The 18,429-nt window shown below is 23.7% G+C and carries 19 protein-coding genes and 1 tRNA gene; 7 read left to right on the top strand and 13 right to left on the bottom strand.

What is annotated here, in order from left to right:
• Nucleotides 1-85 precede the first annotated feature (85 nt).
• Both MJ2HA_RS00870 and MJ2HA_RS00865 read left to right on the top strand, forming a co-directional pair.
• Nucleotides 86-541 (top strand): hypothetical protein, encoded by a 456-nt coding sequence (locus MJ2HA_RS00870; RefSeq protein WP_258393385.1) that lies wholly within the window; start codon nt 86-88, stop codon nt 539-541.
• Between the two features lie 401 nt (nt 542-942).
• On the top strand, nt 943-1,917 hold the full coding sequence (locus MJ2HA_RS00865) for a hypothetical protein (RefSeq protein WP_258393384.1): 975 nt from the start codon (nt 943-945) through the stop codon (nt 1,915-1,917).
• Between the two features lie 274 nt (nt 1,918-2,191).
• Here MJ2HA_RS00865 and MJ2HA_RS00860 read toward each other — a convergent pair whose 3' ends face one another.
• From MJ2HA_RS00860 to MJ2HA_RS00845, 4 genes are all read right to left on the bottom strand, one after another.
• Nucleotides 2,192-3,433 (bottom strand): ATP-binding protein, encoded by a 1,242-nt coding sequence (locus tag MJ2HA_RS00860; RefSeq protein WP_258393383.1) that lies wholly within the window; start codon nt 3,431-3,433, stop codon nt 2,192-2,194.
• A gap of 297 nt (nt 3,434-3,730) precedes the next feature.
• Entirely contained in the window at nt 3,731-4,648 is a 918-nt protein-coding gene (locus MJ2HA_RS00855) for an ATP-binding protein (protein ID WP_258393382.1), read from the bottom strand.
• A complete protein-coding gene (locus MJ2HA_RS00850) occupies nt 4,649-4,783 on the bottom strand; it encodes an AAA family ATPase (protein ID WP_258393581.1) in 135 nt (44 codons plus the stop codon).
• A gap of 584 nt (nt 4,784-5,367) precedes the next feature.
• On the bottom strand, nt 5,368-5,625 hold the full coding sequence (locus tag MJ2HA_RS00845) for an AAA family ATPase (RefSeq protein WP_258393381.1): 258 nt from the start codon (nt 5,623-5,625) through the stop codon (nt 5,368-5,370).
• Between the two features lie 297 nt (nt 5,626-5,922).
• Between MJ2HA_RS00845 and MJ2HA_RS00840 the strand changes: the two genes are divergently transcribed.
• Nucleotides 5,923-6,576, top strand: coding sequence for an FAD-dependent oxidoreductase (locus tag MJ2HA_RS00840; protein ID WP_258393380.1), 654 nt, complete (start codon nt 5,923-5,925; stop codon nt 6,574-6,576).
• Here the strand turns inward: MJ2HA_RS00840 and MJ2HA_RS00835 are convergent.
• Together MJ2HA_RS00835 and asnS are read right to left on the bottom strand one after the other, a co-directional pair.
• On the bottom strand, nt 6,560-6,943 hold the full coding sequence (locus MJ2HA_RS00835; protein WP_258393379.1) for a hypothetical protein: 384 nt from the start codon (nt 6,941-6,943) through the stop codon (nt 6,560-6,562). The genes MJ2HA_RS00840 and MJ2HA_RS00835 overlap by 17 nt on opposite strands.
• Before the next feature lie 32 nt (nt 6,944-6,975).
• Nucleotides 6,976-8,316 (bottom strand): asparagine--tRNA ligase, encoded by a 1,341-nt coding sequence (asnS, locus tag MJ2HA_RS00830; protein ID WP_258393378.1) that lies wholly within the window; start codon nt 8,314-8,316, stop codon nt 6,976-6,978.
• Between the two features lie 153 nt (nt 8,317-8,469).
• Between asnS and MJ2HA_RS00825 the strand changes: the two genes are divergently transcribed.
• The 3 genes from MJ2HA_RS00825 to MJ2HA_RS00815 all read left to right on the top strand — a co-directional run bounded on the left by MJ2HA_RS00825 (nt 8,470) and on the right by MJ2HA_RS00815 (nt 9,388).
• A complete protein-coding gene (locus MJ2HA_RS00825; protein WP_258393377.1) occupies nt 8,470-8,736 on the top strand; it encodes an acylphosphatase in 267 nt (88 codons plus the stop codon).
• A gap of 13 nt (nt 8,737-8,749) precedes the next feature.
• Nucleotides 8,750-8,822, top strand: a tRNA-Val gene (locus MJ2HA_RS00820).
• Between the two features lie 35 nt (nt 8,823-8,857).
• The gene (locus MJ2HA_RS00815; protein ID WP_258393376.1) at nt 8,858-9,388 is read left to right on the top strand and encodes a hypothetical protein; all 531 of its coding nucleotides are present in this window, start codon (nt 8,858-8,860) and stop codon (nt 9,386-9,388) included.
• On the opposite strand, the gene MJ2HA_RS00810 is transcribed toward MJ2HA_RS00815, so the two are convergent.
• The 6 genes from MJ2HA_RS00810 to MJ2HA_RS00785 all read right to left on the bottom strand — a co-directional run bounded on the left by MJ2HA_RS00810 (nt 9,383) and on the right by MJ2HA_RS00785 (nt 16,447).
• The gene (locus MJ2HA_RS00810) at nt 9,383-9,580 is read right to left on the bottom strand and encodes a DNA-directed RNA polymerase subunit K (protein ID WP_258393375.1); all 198 of its coding nucleotides are present in this window, start codon (nt 9,578-9,580) and stop codon (nt 9,383-9,385) included. The genes MJ2HA_RS00815 and MJ2HA_RS00810 overlap by 6 nt on opposite strands.
• Nucleotides 9,573-10,352 carry an exosome complex component Rrp42 gene (locus MJ2HA_RS00805; RefSeq protein ID WP_258393374.1) on the bottom strand — a complete coding sequence of 260 codons (780 nt, stop codon included), beginning with the start codon at nt 10,350-10,352 and terminating at the stop codon, nt 9,573-9,575. The genes MJ2HA_RS00810 and MJ2HA_RS00805 overlap by 8 nt, the downstream gene beginning before the upstream one ends.
• Before the next feature lie 151 nt (nt 10,353-10,503).
• Nucleotides 10,504-13,506 carry a hypothetical protein gene (locus tag MJ2HA_RS00800; RefSeq protein WP_258393373.1) on the bottom strand — a complete coding sequence of 1,001 codons (3,003 nt, stop codon included), beginning with the start codon at nt 13,504-13,506 and terminating at the stop codon, nt 10,504-10,506.
• A 73-nt stretch (nt 13,507-13,579) separates the two neighbouring features.
• On the bottom strand, nt 13,580-14,263 hold the full coding sequence (locus MJ2HA_RS00795; protein ID WP_258393372.1) for a hypothetical protein: 684 nt from the start codon (nt 14,261-14,263) through the stop codon (nt 13,580-13,582).
• A 23-nt stretch (nt 14,264-14,286) separates the two neighbouring features.
• Entirely contained in the window at nt 14,287-14,892 is a 606-nt protein-coding gene (locus MJ2HA_RS00790; protein WP_258393371.1) for a hypothetical protein, read from the bottom strand.
• Between the two features lie 31 nt (nt 14,893-14,923).
• On the bottom strand, nt 14,924-16,447 hold the full coding sequence (locus tag MJ2HA_RS00785; protein WP_258393370.1) for a DEAD/DEAH box helicase family protein: 1,524 nt from the start codon (nt 16,445-16,447) through the stop codon (nt 14,924-14,926).
• A 36-nt stretch (nt 16,448-16,483) separates the two neighbouring features.
• Between MJ2HA_RS00785 and MJ2HA_RS00780 the strand changes: the two genes are divergently transcribed.
• Nucleotides 16,484-17,785 (top strand): glycosyltransferase family protein, encoded by a 1,302-nt coding sequence (locus tag MJ2HA_RS00780; RefSeq protein WP_258393369.1) that lies wholly within the window; start codon nt 16,484-16,486, stop codon nt 17,783-17,785.
• Here MJ2HA_RS00780 and MJ2HA_RS00775 read toward each other — a convergent pair.
• Nucleotides 17,776-18,426 (bottom strand): hypothetical protein, encoded by a 651-nt coding sequence (locus tag MJ2HA_RS00775; protein WP_258393368.1) that lies wholly within the window; start codon nt 18,424-18,426, stop codon nt 17,776-17,778. The genes MJ2HA_RS00780 and MJ2HA_RS00775 overlap by 10 nt on opposite strands.
• Nucleotides 18,427-18,429 lie beyond the last annotated feature (3 nt).

Genomic DNA, 18,429 nt, shown 5'->3' with positions numbered 1-18,429 from the left:
TCTCAACAATACTAGATTATTAAATAACCATTAATACTATAGATCAAGATTTAATTTATATATAACAAAGAACTTATAGAAATATATGGTATCATTCTTTAATAAGAAGAGAGATGCTACAAGTTTAAAGATAAAAGAAGAATATAAAAAAATAGAAAACTCAATAAAAAGGATAGATGAAATTTATGAGCAGATAAATAAAGAGATGAAGAAAGATAATTCAAAGAGAGAACCTGCAATAATTGTAAAGTTAATAATGAAGGATAAAAAATTAGAGGAAGAAGATTTAAAAATATTAAGAGAATATTTTGAATTATTAAGAAGAATTGATGATCCTAGATTAAAACAAGATGTTGAAATATTCGACAAATATCTAAATGAAAGTTTATATATACTACAAGATTTTGTTCAAAGAGCAAAATCTGGAAATATAGATATAAGAAATAATAAAGATCTAAGGGGAATACATGAAAGATTAAATTTAATAAATACAACATTAAAAAGGCATAAAGATCATCTAAAAGAATTAAAGATTATATAAATAAAATTAATAGATACTTTTTTAGTACTTGATAATGAGTAGTATTAGATCATTTTATTAAAAAATATCATATAAGATTAAATTTTGCTAAAAAATTAGATAAAGTAGATACATATATTTTAAAATAATTATACTTATCTATGTGTAAAAAAATAATTTTAAATACATAAAATAAGCATCTAATGATAAAGAGTATTTAACAAAGCCTATAGAATATTTTAAATTACCTATTTATATATCAGAACTTAAAATACCTCTTTGTTCAGATGGAAAATATACTATAGAAATATATCAGAAAGATAATATAAAATTTTGAAATATATTTATATGATGATTTAAATAATAAAAATCTAGATAATAAAATAAAAGAAATTATAAATATTTAAATGTATTAGCAATATATGGAAGAAGTATTTAACGAGGATTTAAAATTAATAAGCTATGAATATGAATCAAGAAATTTTTTTAATAACAATATTGAAAGATATATAATAGAAGAAAGATATGATCCTATTACAAATTATAAAATTAGAATAAATAAATCTATAAAATATAAACCTAGAAATTATAAAAATATAAGTAAAAAAAATAATATCTGTTATTTTTGCGATCCATATAAGAATACCCCGGATTTTGAATTTATGGAAAAAATTAGTTTAGGAGATTCAATATTATTTTCTAATAAATATCCATATGGTAGATATCATGCTGTACTGGTACCAAATTACAAAAAACATATAAAAAATATAGCAAAATTGAATAAACTAGATCTATATAATTCTTTTCTATTAATAAAAGAATTTTATGAAAAAGTACCGGAAAAGGAATATAAATATATATTTATAAATATGAATAAAGGATTTTCAGCAGGTGCATCACAAGAACATTTACATCTACAAATATTATTGGAAAAGGAACCAACAAATTATTTTAAAACCTATCTAAATAAATCTCAGAAATATTTTGAAAAATATAAAAAATTTTTTATAGAGGATTATTTTAATTTTGAAAAAAAACTAAATCAAAGAATAATTATGGATGATATAATAAAATTATGGGCTTCTTTTGCACCATTTAGAAATAATGAATTATTAGGCTACTTAGAATCATTTGGTATATACTTCTTATCAGAAAATAATCTAGAAAAGTTTATTGAAGAATTATATAATATTTTAGTAACTTATGAAAGATTATATGAAAACTTTAATATGGTTATATTTGATACTACATATCTAAAAGACTCTAGAACCTTCCCTATAATTAGATTATTACAAAGGCCTTTATTTGATATAGGATATATGGAAATCGGACACCTAGAATATATAATATCTTCAATTCCTGAAGAAACTGCAAAAGAGTTTAAAGAGAATTTATAATATCTCTATATCTTCTTTTACAGCATAAGAAACCTTTCATTTATAAACATACATGATTAGAAATCTTCTAGTTTTTCTTTAATTTTATCTTTTATCTCAATTACTCTTTTATCCATTCTTTTAACTCTATTGCTTCTTTATTATATACCTAATATAGCGATAACTTTTGGTGAATTTTTTCAAGTCATAGCTTGTTCAAAAAAGTTTTTTGATTCAATTCTCATAATTTTTTATTTCAATATGAGCTTTAGAGATATTAAATTTATCAAAATTATTATATATTTAATAACCACTTATATAAAGGTATAAATTTAATATTTACATTATCTATAATTTTTGTGTCCTCATAATCCCAAGTTATAATTAATAATTCTGGTTTATTAAATAAATTATATCCTTTTAATAATGATCTTATTTCTCTTTTATCTATTTCATCATAATTATTAATATATGATACTTGTATTAATTGTTTTATATTATTTCCTTCTTTAATTAAAAAGTCTATTTCATATCCCTCATTTGTATGAAAGTAATAAATATTATCAATTAAATTTTGTCTAATAAACTCTAAGAATACTATATTTTCCATTTTTCTACCAATACCATTCTCTTCTTGATCTAAAGATATATCTGATAAATATATCTTTGGTTGCGACAAGTATGTTTTCTTAATAGAATAAGAAAATTTTTTTAATAAAAATATGGATAAAGTTTCAGGAAATAAATAAATATATTTCCTTACTGTTTTATTACTGACTCTAGTTATTTGCTTTAATTGATTATAAATTTTATTTACTGATAAAATTTTACTATTAGATTGGATTAATGCGTATAACAAAAATCTTGCAACTTCAATATTTTCAATTTTATATCTTTCAATAAAATCTTTATATAATAATATATCTATATATTCCTTTATAAATTCTTTTTTATTAACTTTCTCTAATATAATATCGGGAAATCCCCCATTTTTTAAATAATCATATAAATATCCTTTAATTTTTGATATTTCTTTATCGTATAAAGGTCTTATTATATTTACTTTTTTGAATGATAAATATTCTCTAAATGATAATGGTAATAATATTTTACTAATGAATCTACCCCTTAAATTTGTTGCAACTTCTTTCGATAATAATTTTGATGAAGAACCTGTTATAATTATTTTATATTTTTTCCTCTCTACTAATGAATATAAAAAATCCTGCCAATTATTTAAATTTTGTATTTCATCTAAAAAAATGTATTTAGGTTCTTTCTTATATATTTCTATATGTTTATTTATTATATCTAAAAAATTTACATTTTTTATTTCGTATTCTTCGAAATTTACAAATAAATAATCATCTTCTTTTAAATTTAATTTTTTTATTAAATAGTATAAATAAAAACTTTTACCAGATCTTCTTGGACCTATAATTGCAATAGGGTATTCAACATCTATTTCTAATTCTCTAGGATATATATTTAATTCATTAATTTCTCTTTTTACACCTATTAGATAATCTTCGATCATAATATATTATTTAATTAAAAGTTATATAAATTGTGTCTTAAAGGAACAATTTTTATGAATTTTTTAATCCCAATAGGATTAATTTAATGAATCTCCCTTCCATATACGGATCAAATTAATTATATTATAGTTTTGTATTATATATAAGAGTAAAATAATTATAATGAACAGCCTGGAAATTTTAGAAATGAATTATAAGTATATTAAAGGATTTTGATGGAATAAAATTCACTATAACTAAAAATAAATTTTATTGCCTATCTGGTTATTTTTATTATTTTCATAGCTTAAATATACTCATAAATTTAGTAGCCATTTCCATAAAGGAATAAATTTAATATTTAAATTGTTTATTGTTTTATTATCCTCATAATCCCAAGTAATTATTATACTATTTTTACATTTTAATTCATACATAGCACTCAATACTTTTTTCTCATGTTCTTTATCTATACTATAAGTTACTTCTATTAAAATATTTTCTTCTGGTAAATAATTTTCTCTTCTTAATAGCTCAATAAAAACAATATTTTCCATTTTTCTTCCGATATCTTCTCCTTGATTAAATATACTTGTAAAAGAAGTATCAATTAAATATATTTTTTTGGGAGAAATCAACTTTTTCTTTTCTGAGTATGAAAACCTCTCTAAAGTAAATAATAAAAAATATTTTCTCATAGCCTCAATGTACTTTATTATTGTTTTTACATCTATATTTATATTAAAAGACCTCAAATAATTTTTTAATGAATTATATGTAAAAGTATTTGAATAATTAGATAAAATAAATCTAGATATTATCCTGAATACATCAATATTTCTTATTTTATTTCTTTCAATTATATCTCTATAAAATACTGTTTCTAATAAAGAATTTAATTTCTCAATATCTTTATATAATATTAGTTCCGGAAATCCTCCCCATCTTATATATTCTTCTAATAAATTGTATATCTTTCCAATATGCCTAAAATCTTCTACTTCAAAATTTATAAGTTCTTTAAAGGATATTGGAAAAATAATTTTTGAAATATATCTTCCCCTTAATTTTGTTGGAATTTCAGAAGACTGAAGAGTAGAAGAAGACCCGGATATATATAGGAAAAAGTCCTTTACATCATGCAACCACCTTATATTATAATCCCAATTCTTCCACTCTTGAATCTCATCTAAAAATAAATATACTTTTCCTTCTGGATATTCAGATCTTATCATCTAGGCAAATTTCCTTATATCTAAATTGAATAAATATAGATTATCGAAAGAAACATAAATAGCCTGTTCATCATTTTCTAATAATTCTTTTTTTTTTAGCATAATTGTTGTCTTTCCTACTCTTCTAGGTCCTATTAATGCGATTATATCTAAGGATTCTTTTATTTCTATATTCCTTTTTATTTCTTTTATATATTTTGATGAATTTACATAATCATAAGTTATATCTTTTAGTATACCTATATAGAATTGTATTCAATAACTATTTATAAATGATCTGGATTTATAATCCAAAGATATTTATAAATTATAATTTTATAAGGAATTTTACTATTAAAGAGTTTAATCCAAAGATATTATTTAATTTGGCATTGAAAAAAGGATTTATTCTAATAATACTATGTAGAAACAATGGATATAAAAATTAGCACATTGATATTTATCGATCCTAAAAAAAATATATAATTAAAATATTTATATGATATAATTAAAGTTAATAAATATTAGAACCATTATATTTAAAACCGAACAATAACCTGATATTATATTTATTAAATACACTTTCTGATCTATAGTTTATTTTAATAGCAGGAAAATCTTTCAAATAATTATATAATCTTAAAAAACAGGATATAAATTGTTTCCATCATCTATATTATTACCACATACCTTTTCAACCTCCAAAGCAGAACCCCGGGGCATCTAGGATATGTATTCCATCAAAAAATAAGATTTTCTATATCTGTTAAATTAAAATTTAATAGCTCTCTTTCATCAAAATTTATATATCCAAAATTTTTATCTTTTAATGATAATAATGCTAAAGTACTTTTACCAGATCTTCTAATGCCAGTTATTACTTTTATAATATCTGTATTTATATCAATATGATATTCTCTATCTAATAATTCTTGTGAATAAATATAATTTAATTCATTCTTTTGTCTTATCAGTATCAGTATTTCAGTTATGTTCACATAATATAGTGTACAAAAATATTAATTTTTGTACATCACAGTAAACATTTTTTATAAATTTCTATATATTTAATAATCACTATATAAAGATATAAACTAAAATATCAATAAAAATTATATAATAAAAAATTATTTACATTTAAAACAGTAGTAAAGTTCTCTATATAAATGTTAAATTTAATATTACTCTAGAAAATGCTGAAAAGGTGTCTATACTAATGTAATTCTCAAAAGTCTTTGCATATATTCCAATCCTTCTATAAAAAATATAAAGCTTTTATAAAATATAGAATTTTTATGAAAGAGGCTAAAGTAATATACAAAAAATTACTAAATGATAATATTATAGAATTGGGATTCGAAAAGGTAATAGACTTTATACCGGGACAGTTCATAAGGTTATATATAAATAATGAACTTAGGGAATTTTCTATAATTTCCATACCTACTGATAATTGTATATCTATAATTTCTACTTTATCTGAGAGTGATTACAAGAAAAATATGAGAAATTTAAAAGAAGGAGATCTTGTATATATTGAAGGTCCATATGGCGGTAATCTATCATTAAAAAAGAATAAAAATATAGTAATGATTGCAGGCGGGATAGGTATTGCACCATTTTTATCAGATATAAGATATATTGTAAAAAACAATTTAGATTATAATATAAAATTATTCTATTCTGTAAAATATTTTAAAGATGCAGTATATTTAGATGAACTAAAAAAATCAAAGATAGATCTGATATTAACTATAACAAGAGAAAAGGTAGATAACTATGAAAACAGCCATATAAACATGGAATTATTAAAAAAATATATTAATAATCTAGATTCTTATGATTTCTATATATGTGGATCCACCAACTTTTCTATATCTATGCTTAGGATGTTGAAAGAAAATAATATAAAAAATATATTTATAGAGATATTTACTGGTTATAAATAGATTTCAGTTCCTTAATATATGTTTCTAACAGCGAAGATAAAGAACCTGCTTTTATCCATTTTGAATCGAGAGTTTTCCCTCCACTAACTTTAAAATAGCACTTATAATAGTCTAATGAATGATCTCTAAAAAGCTTACTACACTCTAATTTATAGATACCTGCAGTTACCTCTAGCCTATTAATATTCTCTACGATATAATCTACAGAACCTTTATATTTATTAAACTGATTAAATAAACTTTTATTTACTTCATCTAATGGTTTATAACTATTAAGTATATATTCTAAAAGTTCATTTAATTCCTTTCCTTTTACAACATCTATATCAATATATATCTTCAGTTCATCTTTTGAATAGCTACCCATATATAATAAAAATATAAAGAATATTTAAAAACTTATGGATATAGCCAGCCTCCTCTTAATCTTGGGAATGCCAAGGTATCTCTTATATGATCCATTTTGCATATCCATCTTGTAAATCTTTCTAGACCGAGTCCCATCCCTGAATGTGGTACTGAACCATATCTTCTTAAATCTTTATACCATTCATATGCATCAATTTCTTCATTGCCAACTTCTATCTTTAATGAATCTAATTTCCACTCTTTTATTTTTTGATCCAAAATATTATATCTCCATTCTCTTTCAGATCCACCAATAATTTCTCCATATCCTTCCGGTGCTAATAGATCAAAATTTTTTACTGTTCCATCACCATTCTCATACATATAAAATGCTTTTACTTCTCTTGGATAATATGTCAAGAATATTGGTACATCAAATTGCTGAGTTAATATTCTTTCCTCATCAGATCCCAGATCGTCTCCGTATCTTATATTTATGCCTAAATCTTTTAATTTTTTAATTCCATCTTCATATTTTAATATTTTCCATGGTTTTTCCACAAAATCTTTTAATTCTTTAATATCTCTACCAGTTATACTTTTTAAATCTTCAAATTCTGATTTTCTCTCTTCTATTGTCTTTTCTATAGAATATTTTAATGATTCTTCTACTGCTTTTATTAGATCTTCTAAATGATACCAAGCAGCCTCAATTTCAAAATGCCAATATTCATGTAAATGTCTTTTCGTTCTAGAAAATTCTGCTCTAAACGATGGTGTTAAAGAATATACTTTCCCCAGAGAAAATATCAATGCTTCTAAATATAATTGTGCAGATTGCGATAAATAAGCTTTTTGATCAAAGTATTTTACTTCAAATAATTCTGTCGTATTTTCTGCCGCATTACCAACTAAGATTGGTGGTTGCACCTCATACCATCCATCATTTATATACCACTCTCTTAAATTTTTTAACAAACTGTGTTTTACTTTTAATATATCTACAAACCACTTTGTTCTTATCCATAAATGTCTATATTTTTGTATAGTATCTATCTCTTCATCTCCCTTTAATGGAAATGGTTGCCCATAATCATATACTTTTATATCCTTTACTTCTATTTCGTACCCAGTAGGTGCCCTCTCATCTTTTTTTAATATTCCTTTCAATTCTAGAGATCCCTCAATTTGAAACTTTAGGGCATCATTCCATATATTCTCATTAACATTATCTTTTTTTACAACTGCTTGTATTATGCCTGTAGGATCTCTTATTACGAAAAATACCTTATCCTTCATATCTCTCATTCTATAAACCCAACCTTTTATAGAAACTTCCTTTCCAACTAAATCTTCTTTTAAAATATCTTTTATATATGTTTCTTTCATCATAAAATTATACATTCCGACTTTCCATGATTTCTATTATTATAAAGTAAAACTTTTAAATATTATATAATAAAATCAATCTTAAAGTAATTTTTAAATAATAAAAAAAGTTTAAACAAAAATTATCGAATTAAAACTTTTCTATAAATAAAATTTATGGCAAAGAAGGTTATAATATATGGAAAAGTACAGGGAGTTGGATTTAGAAATTTTATATATAGAAATGCATTAAGATATAATATAAAAGGATATGTAAAAAATAATCCAGATGGAACTGTAGAAGCTGTATTTGAAGGAAATCAAATGGATATATATAATATAATTGAATTGTGTAAGAGGGGGCCTGAAAGAGCTAGAGTGGACAAAATAGATGAAATAGAAATAAAAGATCAGAAATATAAAGATTTTAAAATAATATATTAAATTATTTTTGATAGGGACCGTAGTCTAGTGGCTATGATGCTGCCCTGACTAGGCAGTGGTCCGGGGTTCGAATCCCCGCGGTCCCAAAAATTTATATTTAAAAATGGGGTTAGAACTAAATATGAGAATAAATATACCAAAGATTTTTAAAAAGGGAAGCAGGAATATAAAAATCAATCCTAAAAAAATACAATATTACAAGAAACTTAATCTACAACTATCTAATAGATTTAGACAAATAAGGCAGCAATTTGAAATGATAAAAAAATATAAAGATAGAATAAAATCAGAAATGAAAAGATATAATGTAGAATTAAAGAAACAAGATCCAAGAATGATAAATGAACTAAATATATTGGAAAGAGACATTATTCAATCTGAGAAAAATATCGAATATGAAGAAAAAGATATAGAAAATATGATAAAATATTTAAAAATGTTATTAAAGCAATTAAACCAGTATAATGATCCGGAAGATAAAAAAGAAAAAGTATATATAAATAATCTAAATAAAATATATCATAAATTATCAAAAGAAGATAAACAAGAAAAAGATACTTTAAAGAAAATTAAAAAAAAATATAGTACATTAAAAAAATTTAATAAAAAAGGTGTTAATTTACCTGAAAAGTATTTTTTATTTAAACTATAATTTTTCTTTAAAAGATGCTCTTAATGGTAATACTCCTTTTTCATATTCTATCATTGCAATTTTTACAGGATTATAATTTATTCTTTCTAAATCTTCTTTAGATAATTTAACCATTATCGGAGCCCCCATAGATATTTGTAATGCCCTTGCACCTATTAACCTAGCTATCGCGAATCTTGAATTATTACTCATAGTATTTTCTTATTAAATATTCTTTAAAATCTTTAGCCTTATTCAATAAATAATCAAATTCTTCTAAAGATATAGAGCCGGATTTCCTAGTTTGTAGCGCATTTATATTATCTGTTAATCCTATATGTATTATAAAATCTGCAGCCTCCTCTTCATATTTATTTGGATCTAATATAAACTTATTATCTATCTTAGCGAATGTTACCATAATTGGAATTTTATTTTCATTTAATGGTAATCTTTTATCTGTTTTTTCTTTATAATTTATAATGTATTTGTCATTTTCTTTTTCTAATTTTGGAAATCTTGTATTTCTTAATGCTAATATTGATGATAATACTGCTGCATCTATTATATTGCCATCATTATTCAATACATAAGTATCTAAATATATAGTCCAAACATTTTTATCATCTATTACTAATTTTTTTGTATCTATAAACCCAGATTCTCTAATTACTCTATCTACAACTCTAGAAAATTCTATAACTTCTTCTGAAGCCGGATCTACATTTGAATCAGAAACTTGAGAAAATTCTACATTATTTATAAAAATACCTTCCTTATCTTCATATGGTTCAGATATCTCTAATTTTACTCCGGATAAAACTTTTGTATTTCCTAATTCTAGATAACAAGATCCTTCAGCATTTATTGTATAATTATCTATTTTATTTATTTTTCTATATTCCAATAAATTCCTATTATCTAATCTTAAATCCTGTTTTAAAATTTTCCTTAAAAAATCCAGATTATCTATATTAATATCCATCAATAATTTTTATCTAAAATCTTTATATATTTATAATAAAGATAACCAATATCCAAAAATTAAGATAAATAATGAAAATACTAATAATAAAAAATCAAAAACAATCTCTTTTACATCATCATCCATAAAAAATCATAAAAGAAAAAAGCTTTTATTGTATTGCTTGTACTGTTGGTTGACCGGATACAGATGTTTGCTGATCATTTATCCATACTAATGTTGCATTATTAAATACTGATGAATCTACACCACTAACTAGATAGTTTGCAAATACTTGTGTTGCTTCTGTTGTATCATTACCATACCATCCAAATATTACCAATGAATTTGGTGCTAATGTTGATGTGAATACTAATGCTGTTCCTGGTTCAAATGTTATTCCTAATTGTTGTAATACTGGTGCTAATTGTGAACCATATATTAATCCACCTTGTGAAGATGCCAATGATTGCAATTCTGATCCTAATGTTGAATTTTCAGATGATACCCAATTTATAACTGCTTGTGCTGTTAATGTATTTACTGCTGGACCGCCTACTAATACCATATTATTCATATTATTTGCATTTACCTGACTTGTTAATATTACATTTCCTATTAATGCTTGTGGTGCTGAGTAAGTTGTTGTTGTTGATGACGCTCCTGTTACTCCTTCAACTGTTAATGATGTTCCTGGTATTATTTGTCCTATACCTACATTTACAGATTCTTGTTGCGACTGTGAGCCTACTGGAGCTATAGATACTGCATATGATACAGGTACCATTGGTACATATAGTGATAATGTTTGTGCTCCTGTTGATGATGTATATACGCTATATGTTCCTGCTTTATCTAAATAATATGTTGTTGTTGTAGATCCGGATGTTACAGATGTTGAAGTTGGGTTTGTATAGTCAAATGTTGGATTTGCTAAACCTCCAGTTACACCTAATGTTAGGCTAACAGATGTACCTAGTGTTGATCCATTTACTAATGTATATCCGGGGTACGTATCTTGAACTCCTATATTTACCGTTGGTGTACCCAAACCTGTTATACTTATCATTGGTGTTGATTGTGGACTTGTACCCATTGATGTTAATACTAACCTATTCATTGATATAGTTCCACTTCCCTGCAATATAACATATGGTACTTGTGTATTTATTATTATTGGATCTAAAGATATACCATTATCTACAACTATTGGATTTCCTTGACTTACTGTATATGTTTGTCCTGTTATTACATCTTCTATTGTAGCTTGTGGTACATTATTTGTTCCTGTAGTCACATCTTGTAAATAGAATATTTCTGACGTTTGTGTTGTTGGATTATATACTGCGAAGTATTGTCCTGGATATAATACAAATGCACTTGTTTGACTTCCTGGTGTTAATTGACCTGCATAATATGGATAATTATAATTAGTACCTGCAGTAAATGTTTGACTAGTAAAGTATTGACCATTTGGTGAATTAAATGTTAATGTACCGCCACTATATTTTACACTTACACCATCACTTAATGTTGCACCCCCAGAATTTACATTATAAACTTGTCCTGTTTGTAAACCTACTAAAATAACATTACTTGATGATACATTTGCAATATAATAATAAGATGTAACAGAACTAGTATTAGTAATGGATATAACTGTTCCTACTGTTGGTGTTAATGCAGCAGATTGATATGTAGATGTAGTACTTGTTGTCAATGAATTAGTATATTCTTTTAAACTCTGTACATATCCTTGCTGGAATGCTTGTAACACACCGTTAGATGGTGATGAAGGATCATTATTATATATACTTAATGTATATGTCTTACCTGATAATGCATCTGGATATGATAATGTAAATTGATTTGCATAGCTATTACTGCCTTGAGTTACTAATGAAGATTGCACTTGTATTAAATCAGAATTCTTTGCTGGTAATGTAACAGATGGGAATGTTAATTCATAATTAAATAATGGTAATTGATATACTGCTCCGTTTGTTAATCCATAATATCCTGAAGTTCCAATCTCTGGCAATTGTGGGAATAAGAATGCTATATCTGATATCAAATAACCATTTCCAGATGTTGTATATGTCATCTGTACTTGTACATTATTTAATACTTGTCCACTTGATGTTTGTACATTTGCTGGTGTTGAAGTTATTGGTAATTGATATCCAGAATTACCCAATACTAACTCTACATAACCTTGTTGTGTTGTAGTAACTTCATTTGATAATGGACCATATACATTTACAACTAATACATTAATTCCATCTACATATTCTTGTGAACCTACTTGTACAGTTACAGTTCGACCATTTATATTTAATACTGCTGATGGTACACCAGTTGAAGTTGTAGAACCTGCAGAGTATTGTGCTGTTACACCTTGTAATGTTATCTGTACACCATTAAAGGTTGTTGATTGATTTACATTTAATGTTACTACATCTGCAGCTGGAACAAAGTTAATATATTGACCATTGGATGCTGGGACCATATAATATGTTGTATTAAATATATTAATTGCTTGTGGAGATTGTGTTAATTGAGTTAAGTTTAAGGATGGTGAGAATGTTAAGTTTAATGAAATTGGACTTGCTGTTGGACCAGTTGCTGCTAATGATACAACTGGTTGACTTTGTCCTGGTGTTGGTTCTATATATTGTATAGAATATTGATTTGATGGATATACATATGCATTATATTGATATGTAGTTTGTTGTCCATTGTAATTTGTTTGGAATGTACCTGAACCTACAGATAATACATTTACTACACTATTTAAATTATATCCCAAGTATAATGGTTCTGATGGATAATATAATGGATATGAATTTTGTATTACAGGAATTGTTCCTTGTATTTGTACTTGTAAATTAGATTGATTTGTTGTCATATTTGTTGGTACAGATGTGAAGGTCTCTAATGCTGCAACTATATTAGAAGCTCCTACAACATCAGATGCCTTTGCATTTGCTCCTACTACTACTGTCCATGCAGATGGTTGTGCTTTCATTGCTTGTGCTAATTGACCTATTGTTGGTTGTCCAGATTGCGAATATATTGCCAGTCCTAATGCTGCCATTGCTCCTATAGCTGATATTGTCTTACCTCTCATCATAAAAGACTTATATCTATTCTTACCTTTCGAATGCTTTTCCATGAAATAATGATATATCAACAATATTTATAAAATTTTGTTATATTGATTAAAATTGATTACCACTAATAGATAATTATTTACTATCAAAAGATACTAAACCAATAATATCCAATAAAGGCACTATTAACAATATAAATATTAATATTGGTATTAATATTAGATATTTATTAAGAATTATTATTGAAGATAAGAAAAATAATATAAACATAGATATCAAAAATAATGTAAGTATATTAAAAAATATTTTAGAAGAATTATTTATTTCTAAATTATATTTATTCACTTTCCCCAATATTGAACCATAGAAAGAATTCATAGAAAATATATACATTATATATGTAATTCCATAAAATATTATAAAGGATACTACTACAGGTAATATAAAGTTATAAAAGGATAAATTTAATGGACTGTTTATATATACTAACTTATTATTTAAATAGTCAAGAGATAATATAGATAAATAGAAATATGAAGATATAAATATAGAACTAAATATCAATATATTTTGTATTATTGATGGAATAAATATAGATATAAAGGATATATTTAGTTTTGAATCTAGTTTTTCTTTAGTTAATTTTTCATAATAATATTTTAATATTCTTGGATATAAATATGAATATATAAATGTACCTATTATTGGTATAGAAAATATAATATATAATAAAGATTTAATTATACCATATAAGAATCCAAATAATATATTTCTTTTATATAACAAAAAAGATGCCTTTAAATTATTTACAAAGTTCATAAAAAATATATCTATTTAATTTATTATAAATTTTTAGTACTTGTAATCAAAACTACATTTAATAAAGGTAATAAGATTAATATAGAAAATCCTATATCCAATATAATTGCCAATAGTAATGATATAAAATATGATAAAATTGCTATTAAGATATATATTGAAAACAATATTATACCTATAACCAAAAGATTTACAAAGATAGAAAATGAATTTTTAATATAAAATTTATATTTATCAACCTTTCCTAATATAGAACCAAAAATTGTATATAAAGATAGTACATATAATATGATACCTGCAACAATTAATAAAAATGCTATATATAAAAATACATAATTTTTGAAAATTATAAATAATAAAGAAAATATTACCTCTATACCTATTAATAAATTTGGAATAAATATGGATATAAAGGATATATTTAGTTTTGAATCTAATTTTTCTTTAGTTAATTTCTCATAATAATATTTTAATATTCTTGGATATAAATATGAATATATAAATGTACCTATTATTGGTATAGAATTTAATAAGTTTATTAAGAAAAGAAGGAATCCTAAAGCAATGCTCGTCATTATATTATTCTTATATAAATTAAAAGACTCTTGAATGTTTTTTGATATATTCATAATAAAGGGTATTTAGAATATTTTATAAATATTATCTCCTTTTGGCAAACTTCATTCCCCTCTTTTCAAATTCTATTATTTCCATAAGTAATTGATCTTCATCTTTAAACTCTTTCTTCACTAAGAATTTCGCTGATAAATAACTTATTCCTCTGGCCCCATATATAAATAAAAACTTTTTACCATAATTCTTTAACAATTCTGCAGTTATATTCAATTTCTTTTCGTCTTTTATATCTCTATCATTTTTGGCAACACCGAAATACGTCCCTTTACATTTTTTACATTTAAATTCTTTATAATCCTTAACCTTAACTTTATACTGTGATTTACATGCCATACATACTAAAGTTAATTCTGCATCTAATATCCTCTCTTTAACTAATCTCATTATTTCCTTCCATTTATCTGATATTAGTACATCCGAAACATATTCTTCTAAACCTGTTATACCTAAAGGAGATAAGGTTTTCTTATCAACAACATTTACCTTTATCTCTCCTTTAGATATTTTTTCAAAAACTAATCTTGTATTTTTTACATCTAATTTTTCTATAAATATATCATTTATTGTTTCTCTATATACAGGTGTATCTAATACATGTTCTGATATTCTTCTTAATGTTGACCTAGAATAATCTGCATCTTTCCGTATAACACCAAATCTTTTAGCAACTTGCGCAAATTTATATAAAAATAAATCTGTATTTACAATAGCTTTCTCTAATATTTTATCTATTTCTTGAGGATTCACATTCTCAAATATATTCTTTATATCTTTTTTCTTTAAGTAACCAGCCTTCAATAATATTCTATATGGATCTACTTTTATACCTACAACAATACCATATTTTTCTGATATAATTTCTGATAATAATCTAGATATAGAATCATTTACTTTATTTCCAAATGGAGAATGTATGATAAACCAATCTTTATATTGTTCTATATATATATTATTTTTATCTGGATAAAAATATAATTCCTGATTTTTTAATTCATCCATTGTTAATAATTCCTTTTTTATTTCTTGCCCTTCTCTAGCTATTTCAAATGGTACTGGTAATTCTTCTCCTTCCCAAGACGGTATCGCAGATTCAAAATCATTTTGTAATGATACTAATATTCTTTTCTTATCTATTTTTTCTATTTTCCATGGTAAACCTCTAAGAATAAATATCGTATTTAAAGACCCATGTTTTGCAACAAATTCTTGATGCAATATACCTATCTTCTGTCCTGTTGTAATATCTATAACGTCATAAGATTTTTCATCCGGTATCATAGATAGATTTTCAATATAATAAAATAGTCCCTTACCCGCTTTTAATATTTTTTTATTTTCTTTATCATATTTTATAATCCTTATAGAATCTAAGAAATTTAATACATCAATAAGATCTTCATATTTTAAATCTTTATATAGATAAGACCTTTTTATTGTATTCCATACAAGATCTATATCTACATCATTATATTCTAAAGTCATTCCAACAATCTGATTTACCATAACATCAAGGGCATTATAGTGTATTTCAGGCTTTTCTAATTTCATAATAAATATTTTAAGATTTATCTTATAAATTATTTTATGAACAAAGAAAAGCTAAAAAATATTATATTTGTATTTATTATATCATTCTTACCACAATTAATCGTATTAATTACTTCACCTAAAATATTATTTTGGGACGAATACGCATATTTAGATAATATAAAACATGTATTATTTAATACACCATATTTTGAATATTACAGATTTCCATTATTGTGGTGGATTCTGACACCTATTGCATATATAACAAGTTTTAATATTTTTATCATGAAATTATTATTAATATCAATATTTTCTATATCTACAATATTTCTATATAAGATAATTGAAGATAAAAATTATATAATAAATTATATATTAATAATATTCTATTCTATTAATGGATTAATATTAATTTGGGGTAGTAGAATATATCCAGATATATTAGCAACATCTTTTTTAATTATATCATTATATTTCTATATAAAAAATAATAAAGAAAGAAATACATTATTATCTTCTTTATTTGCTGTCTTATCTGTTCTAGCGAAATATGAATATGGATTAATATATATACCATATTTAATATTCTCAAAGAACAAGGAAAGAATAAAAATAATAATATATTCTTTAATATTTGCTATTCCATATTTCTTATATAATATAATATTCTATCATAATCCTATATATATTTTTATACAGCAGGCAAGAGTTGTATACGAGTATAGTATATATCAATCTCCGTTAGTATTGATTTATTATCTATTAATATTTTCTGGAATATATTTATTATCATTAATACAAAGAATAAAGGAAGATAAGTATAAAGTAGTATATTTTTACACAATAATATCTTTAATTTATATAACATTTCTTGTAAAATCTAAAGATCCCAGATATTTATTAATGGTACTACCTACCTTTATTATATTAACTAAATTATTCATAGATAAATTAAAGGGATTCAAAATGCCATATTTTATATTATTTACTATATCTGGAATAATATCTTTTTATTATGGATTTATATATTTATTAAATTACAATACAAATCTAAGCAATACAAGTCTTAATTATATTTATAGGGCATCAATATTTTTAGATCAATATAAACCAAAAGTAATATTAACAAATTATTTATGGCCCATGGTTGCTTATTACACAGATTCTCAAGTTTATATAATGTATAATACAACATATTTACTTAATAGAGTATATCCACAATATATAATCTATACACCAAATTGTGGATTAGATTATCCTTTCAATCCAGAAAATTATAATTTATCATTAATATATTATTATATAGATCCTTCTTCATGTTCTGTATATATTTATAAAGTTAATGGTTATACATAATTTTCTAATGTTGTTAAATTAACGAATTTATTAAATACATAAGTATTATTATTTTTTATTATAACTATATACGGCCATGAAGTTATATTATACTCTACATCATAATATTGGATAAAGTAATTTGAATATGAAGAATCAAAAGAGTATATATATAGAGATTTTTCATTATTTGCATACAAATATGATAATATCTCCCCTTCCTGATCACACTCTGTAGAACAGTAATTATTATTATAGAAATATAATATTAATGTAAAATTATTATAATTACAAGTATCTATATATTTCTTAGTTAATAGAAATTGCAAATATTCTAGATTAAAATATTGAGATTTTAAATACTGTACTTCACCTTTATTGTAGTAAAGATTTTCCTTAGATTGCAAATAAGTTAATTCTGTACCTACTTGAGCGATTTCTGACTTTAAATATTGTAAAAATGAGAAATAATTATTTGTACATTCTAATTGTCTCGATTCTGCTAAATATTGCGCAGAAATAACTAAAGAATTAATTTGATTTACTTGTAGTATACTTTGTTGAAATGAAAATTGATATAATATATATCCTAATATAATACCTAAAAAAAATGTTAATAAAGATAATACTATTGAATAAATTAGCATATTTTTGTTATCCATTTT

Origin of the sequence: Nanobdella aerobiophila (assembly GCF_023169545.1) — an archaeon.
GTDB lineage: Archaea > Nanobdellota > Nanobdellia > Nanobdellales > Nanobdellaceae > Nanobdella > Nanobdella aerobiophila.
The sequence above is the reverse complement of the archived record's forward strand: the minus strand, read 5'-3'. Positions and strand labels throughout refer to the sequence as shown.

What these genes read in the sequence shown, in the direction of transcription:
- MJ2HA_RS00795 (WP_258393372.1), bottom strand. Translation starts at nt 14,263, where the DNA reads ATGAACTTTGTAAATAATTTAAAGGCATCTTTTTTGTTATATAAAAGA.
- MJ2HA_RS00800 (WP_258393373.1), bottom strand. Translation starts at nt 13,506, where the DNA reads ATGGAAAAGCATTCGAAAGGTAAGAATAGATATAAGTCTTTTATGATG.
- MJ2HA_RS00805 (WP_258393374.1), bottom strand. Translation starts at nt 10,352, where the DNA reads ATGGATATTAATATAGATAATCTGGATTTTTTAAGGAAAATTTTAAAA.
- asnS (WP_258393378.1), bottom strand. Translation starts at nt 8,316, where the DNA reads ATGATGAAAGAAACATATATAAAAGATATTTTAAAAGAAGATTTAGTT.
- MJ2HA_RS00825 (WP_258393377.1), top strand. Translation starts at nt 8,470, where the DNA reads ATGGCAAAGAAGGTTATAATATATGGAAAAGTACAGGGAGTTGGATTT.
- MJ2HA_RS00815 (WP_258393376.1), top strand. Translation starts at nt 8,858, where the DNA reads ATGAGAATAAATATACCAAAGATTTTTAAAAAGGGAAGCAGGAATATA.
- MJ2HA_RS00835 (WP_258393379.1), bottom strand. Translation starts at nt 6,943, where the DNA reads ATGGGTAGCTATTCAAAAGATGAACTGAAGATATATATTGATATAGAT.
- MJ2HA_RS00840 (WP_258393380.1), top strand. Translation starts at nt 5,923, where the DNA reads ATGAAAGAGGCTAAAGTAATATACAAAAAATTACTAAATGATAATATT.
- MJ2HA_RS00775 (WP_258393368.1), bottom strand. Translation starts at nt 18,426, where the DNA reads ATGGATAACAAAAATATGCTAATTTATTCAATAGTATTATCTTTATTA.
- MJ2HA_RS00860 (WP_258393383.1), bottom strand. Translation starts at nt 3,433, where the DNA reads ATGATCGAAGATTATCTAATAGGTGTAAAAAGAGAAATTAATGAATTA.
- MJ2HA_RS00780 (WP_258393369.1), top strand. Translation starts at nt 16,484, where the DNA reads ATGAACAAAGAAAAGCTAAAAAATATTATATTTGTATTTATTATATCA.
- MJ2HA_RS00870 (WP_258393385.1), top strand. Translation starts at nt 86, where the DNA reads ATGGTATCATTCTTTAATAAGAAGAGAGATGCTACAAGTTTAAAGATA.
- MJ2HA_RS00790 (WP_258393371.1), bottom strand. Translation starts at nt 14,892, where the DNA reads ATGAATATATCAAAAAACATTCAAGAGTCTTTTAATTTATATAAGAAT.
- MJ2HA_RS00785 (WP_258393370.1), bottom strand. Translation starts at nt 16,447, where the DNA reads ATGAAATTAGAAAAGCCTGAAATACACTATAATGCCCTTGATGTTATG.
- MJ2HA_RS00865 (WP_258393384.1), top strand. Translation starts at nt 943, where the DNA reads ATGGAAGAAGTATTTAACGAGGATTTAAAATTAATAAGCTATGAATAT.
- MJ2HA_RS00855 (WP_258393382.1), bottom strand. Translation starts at nt 4,648, where the DNA reads ATGATAAGATCTGAATATCCAGAAGGAAAAGTATATTTATTTTTAGAT.
- MJ2HA_RS00810 (WP_258393375.1), bottom strand. Translation starts at nt 9,580, where the DNA reads ATGAGTAATAATTCAAGATTCGCGATAGCTAGGTTAATAGGTGCAAGG.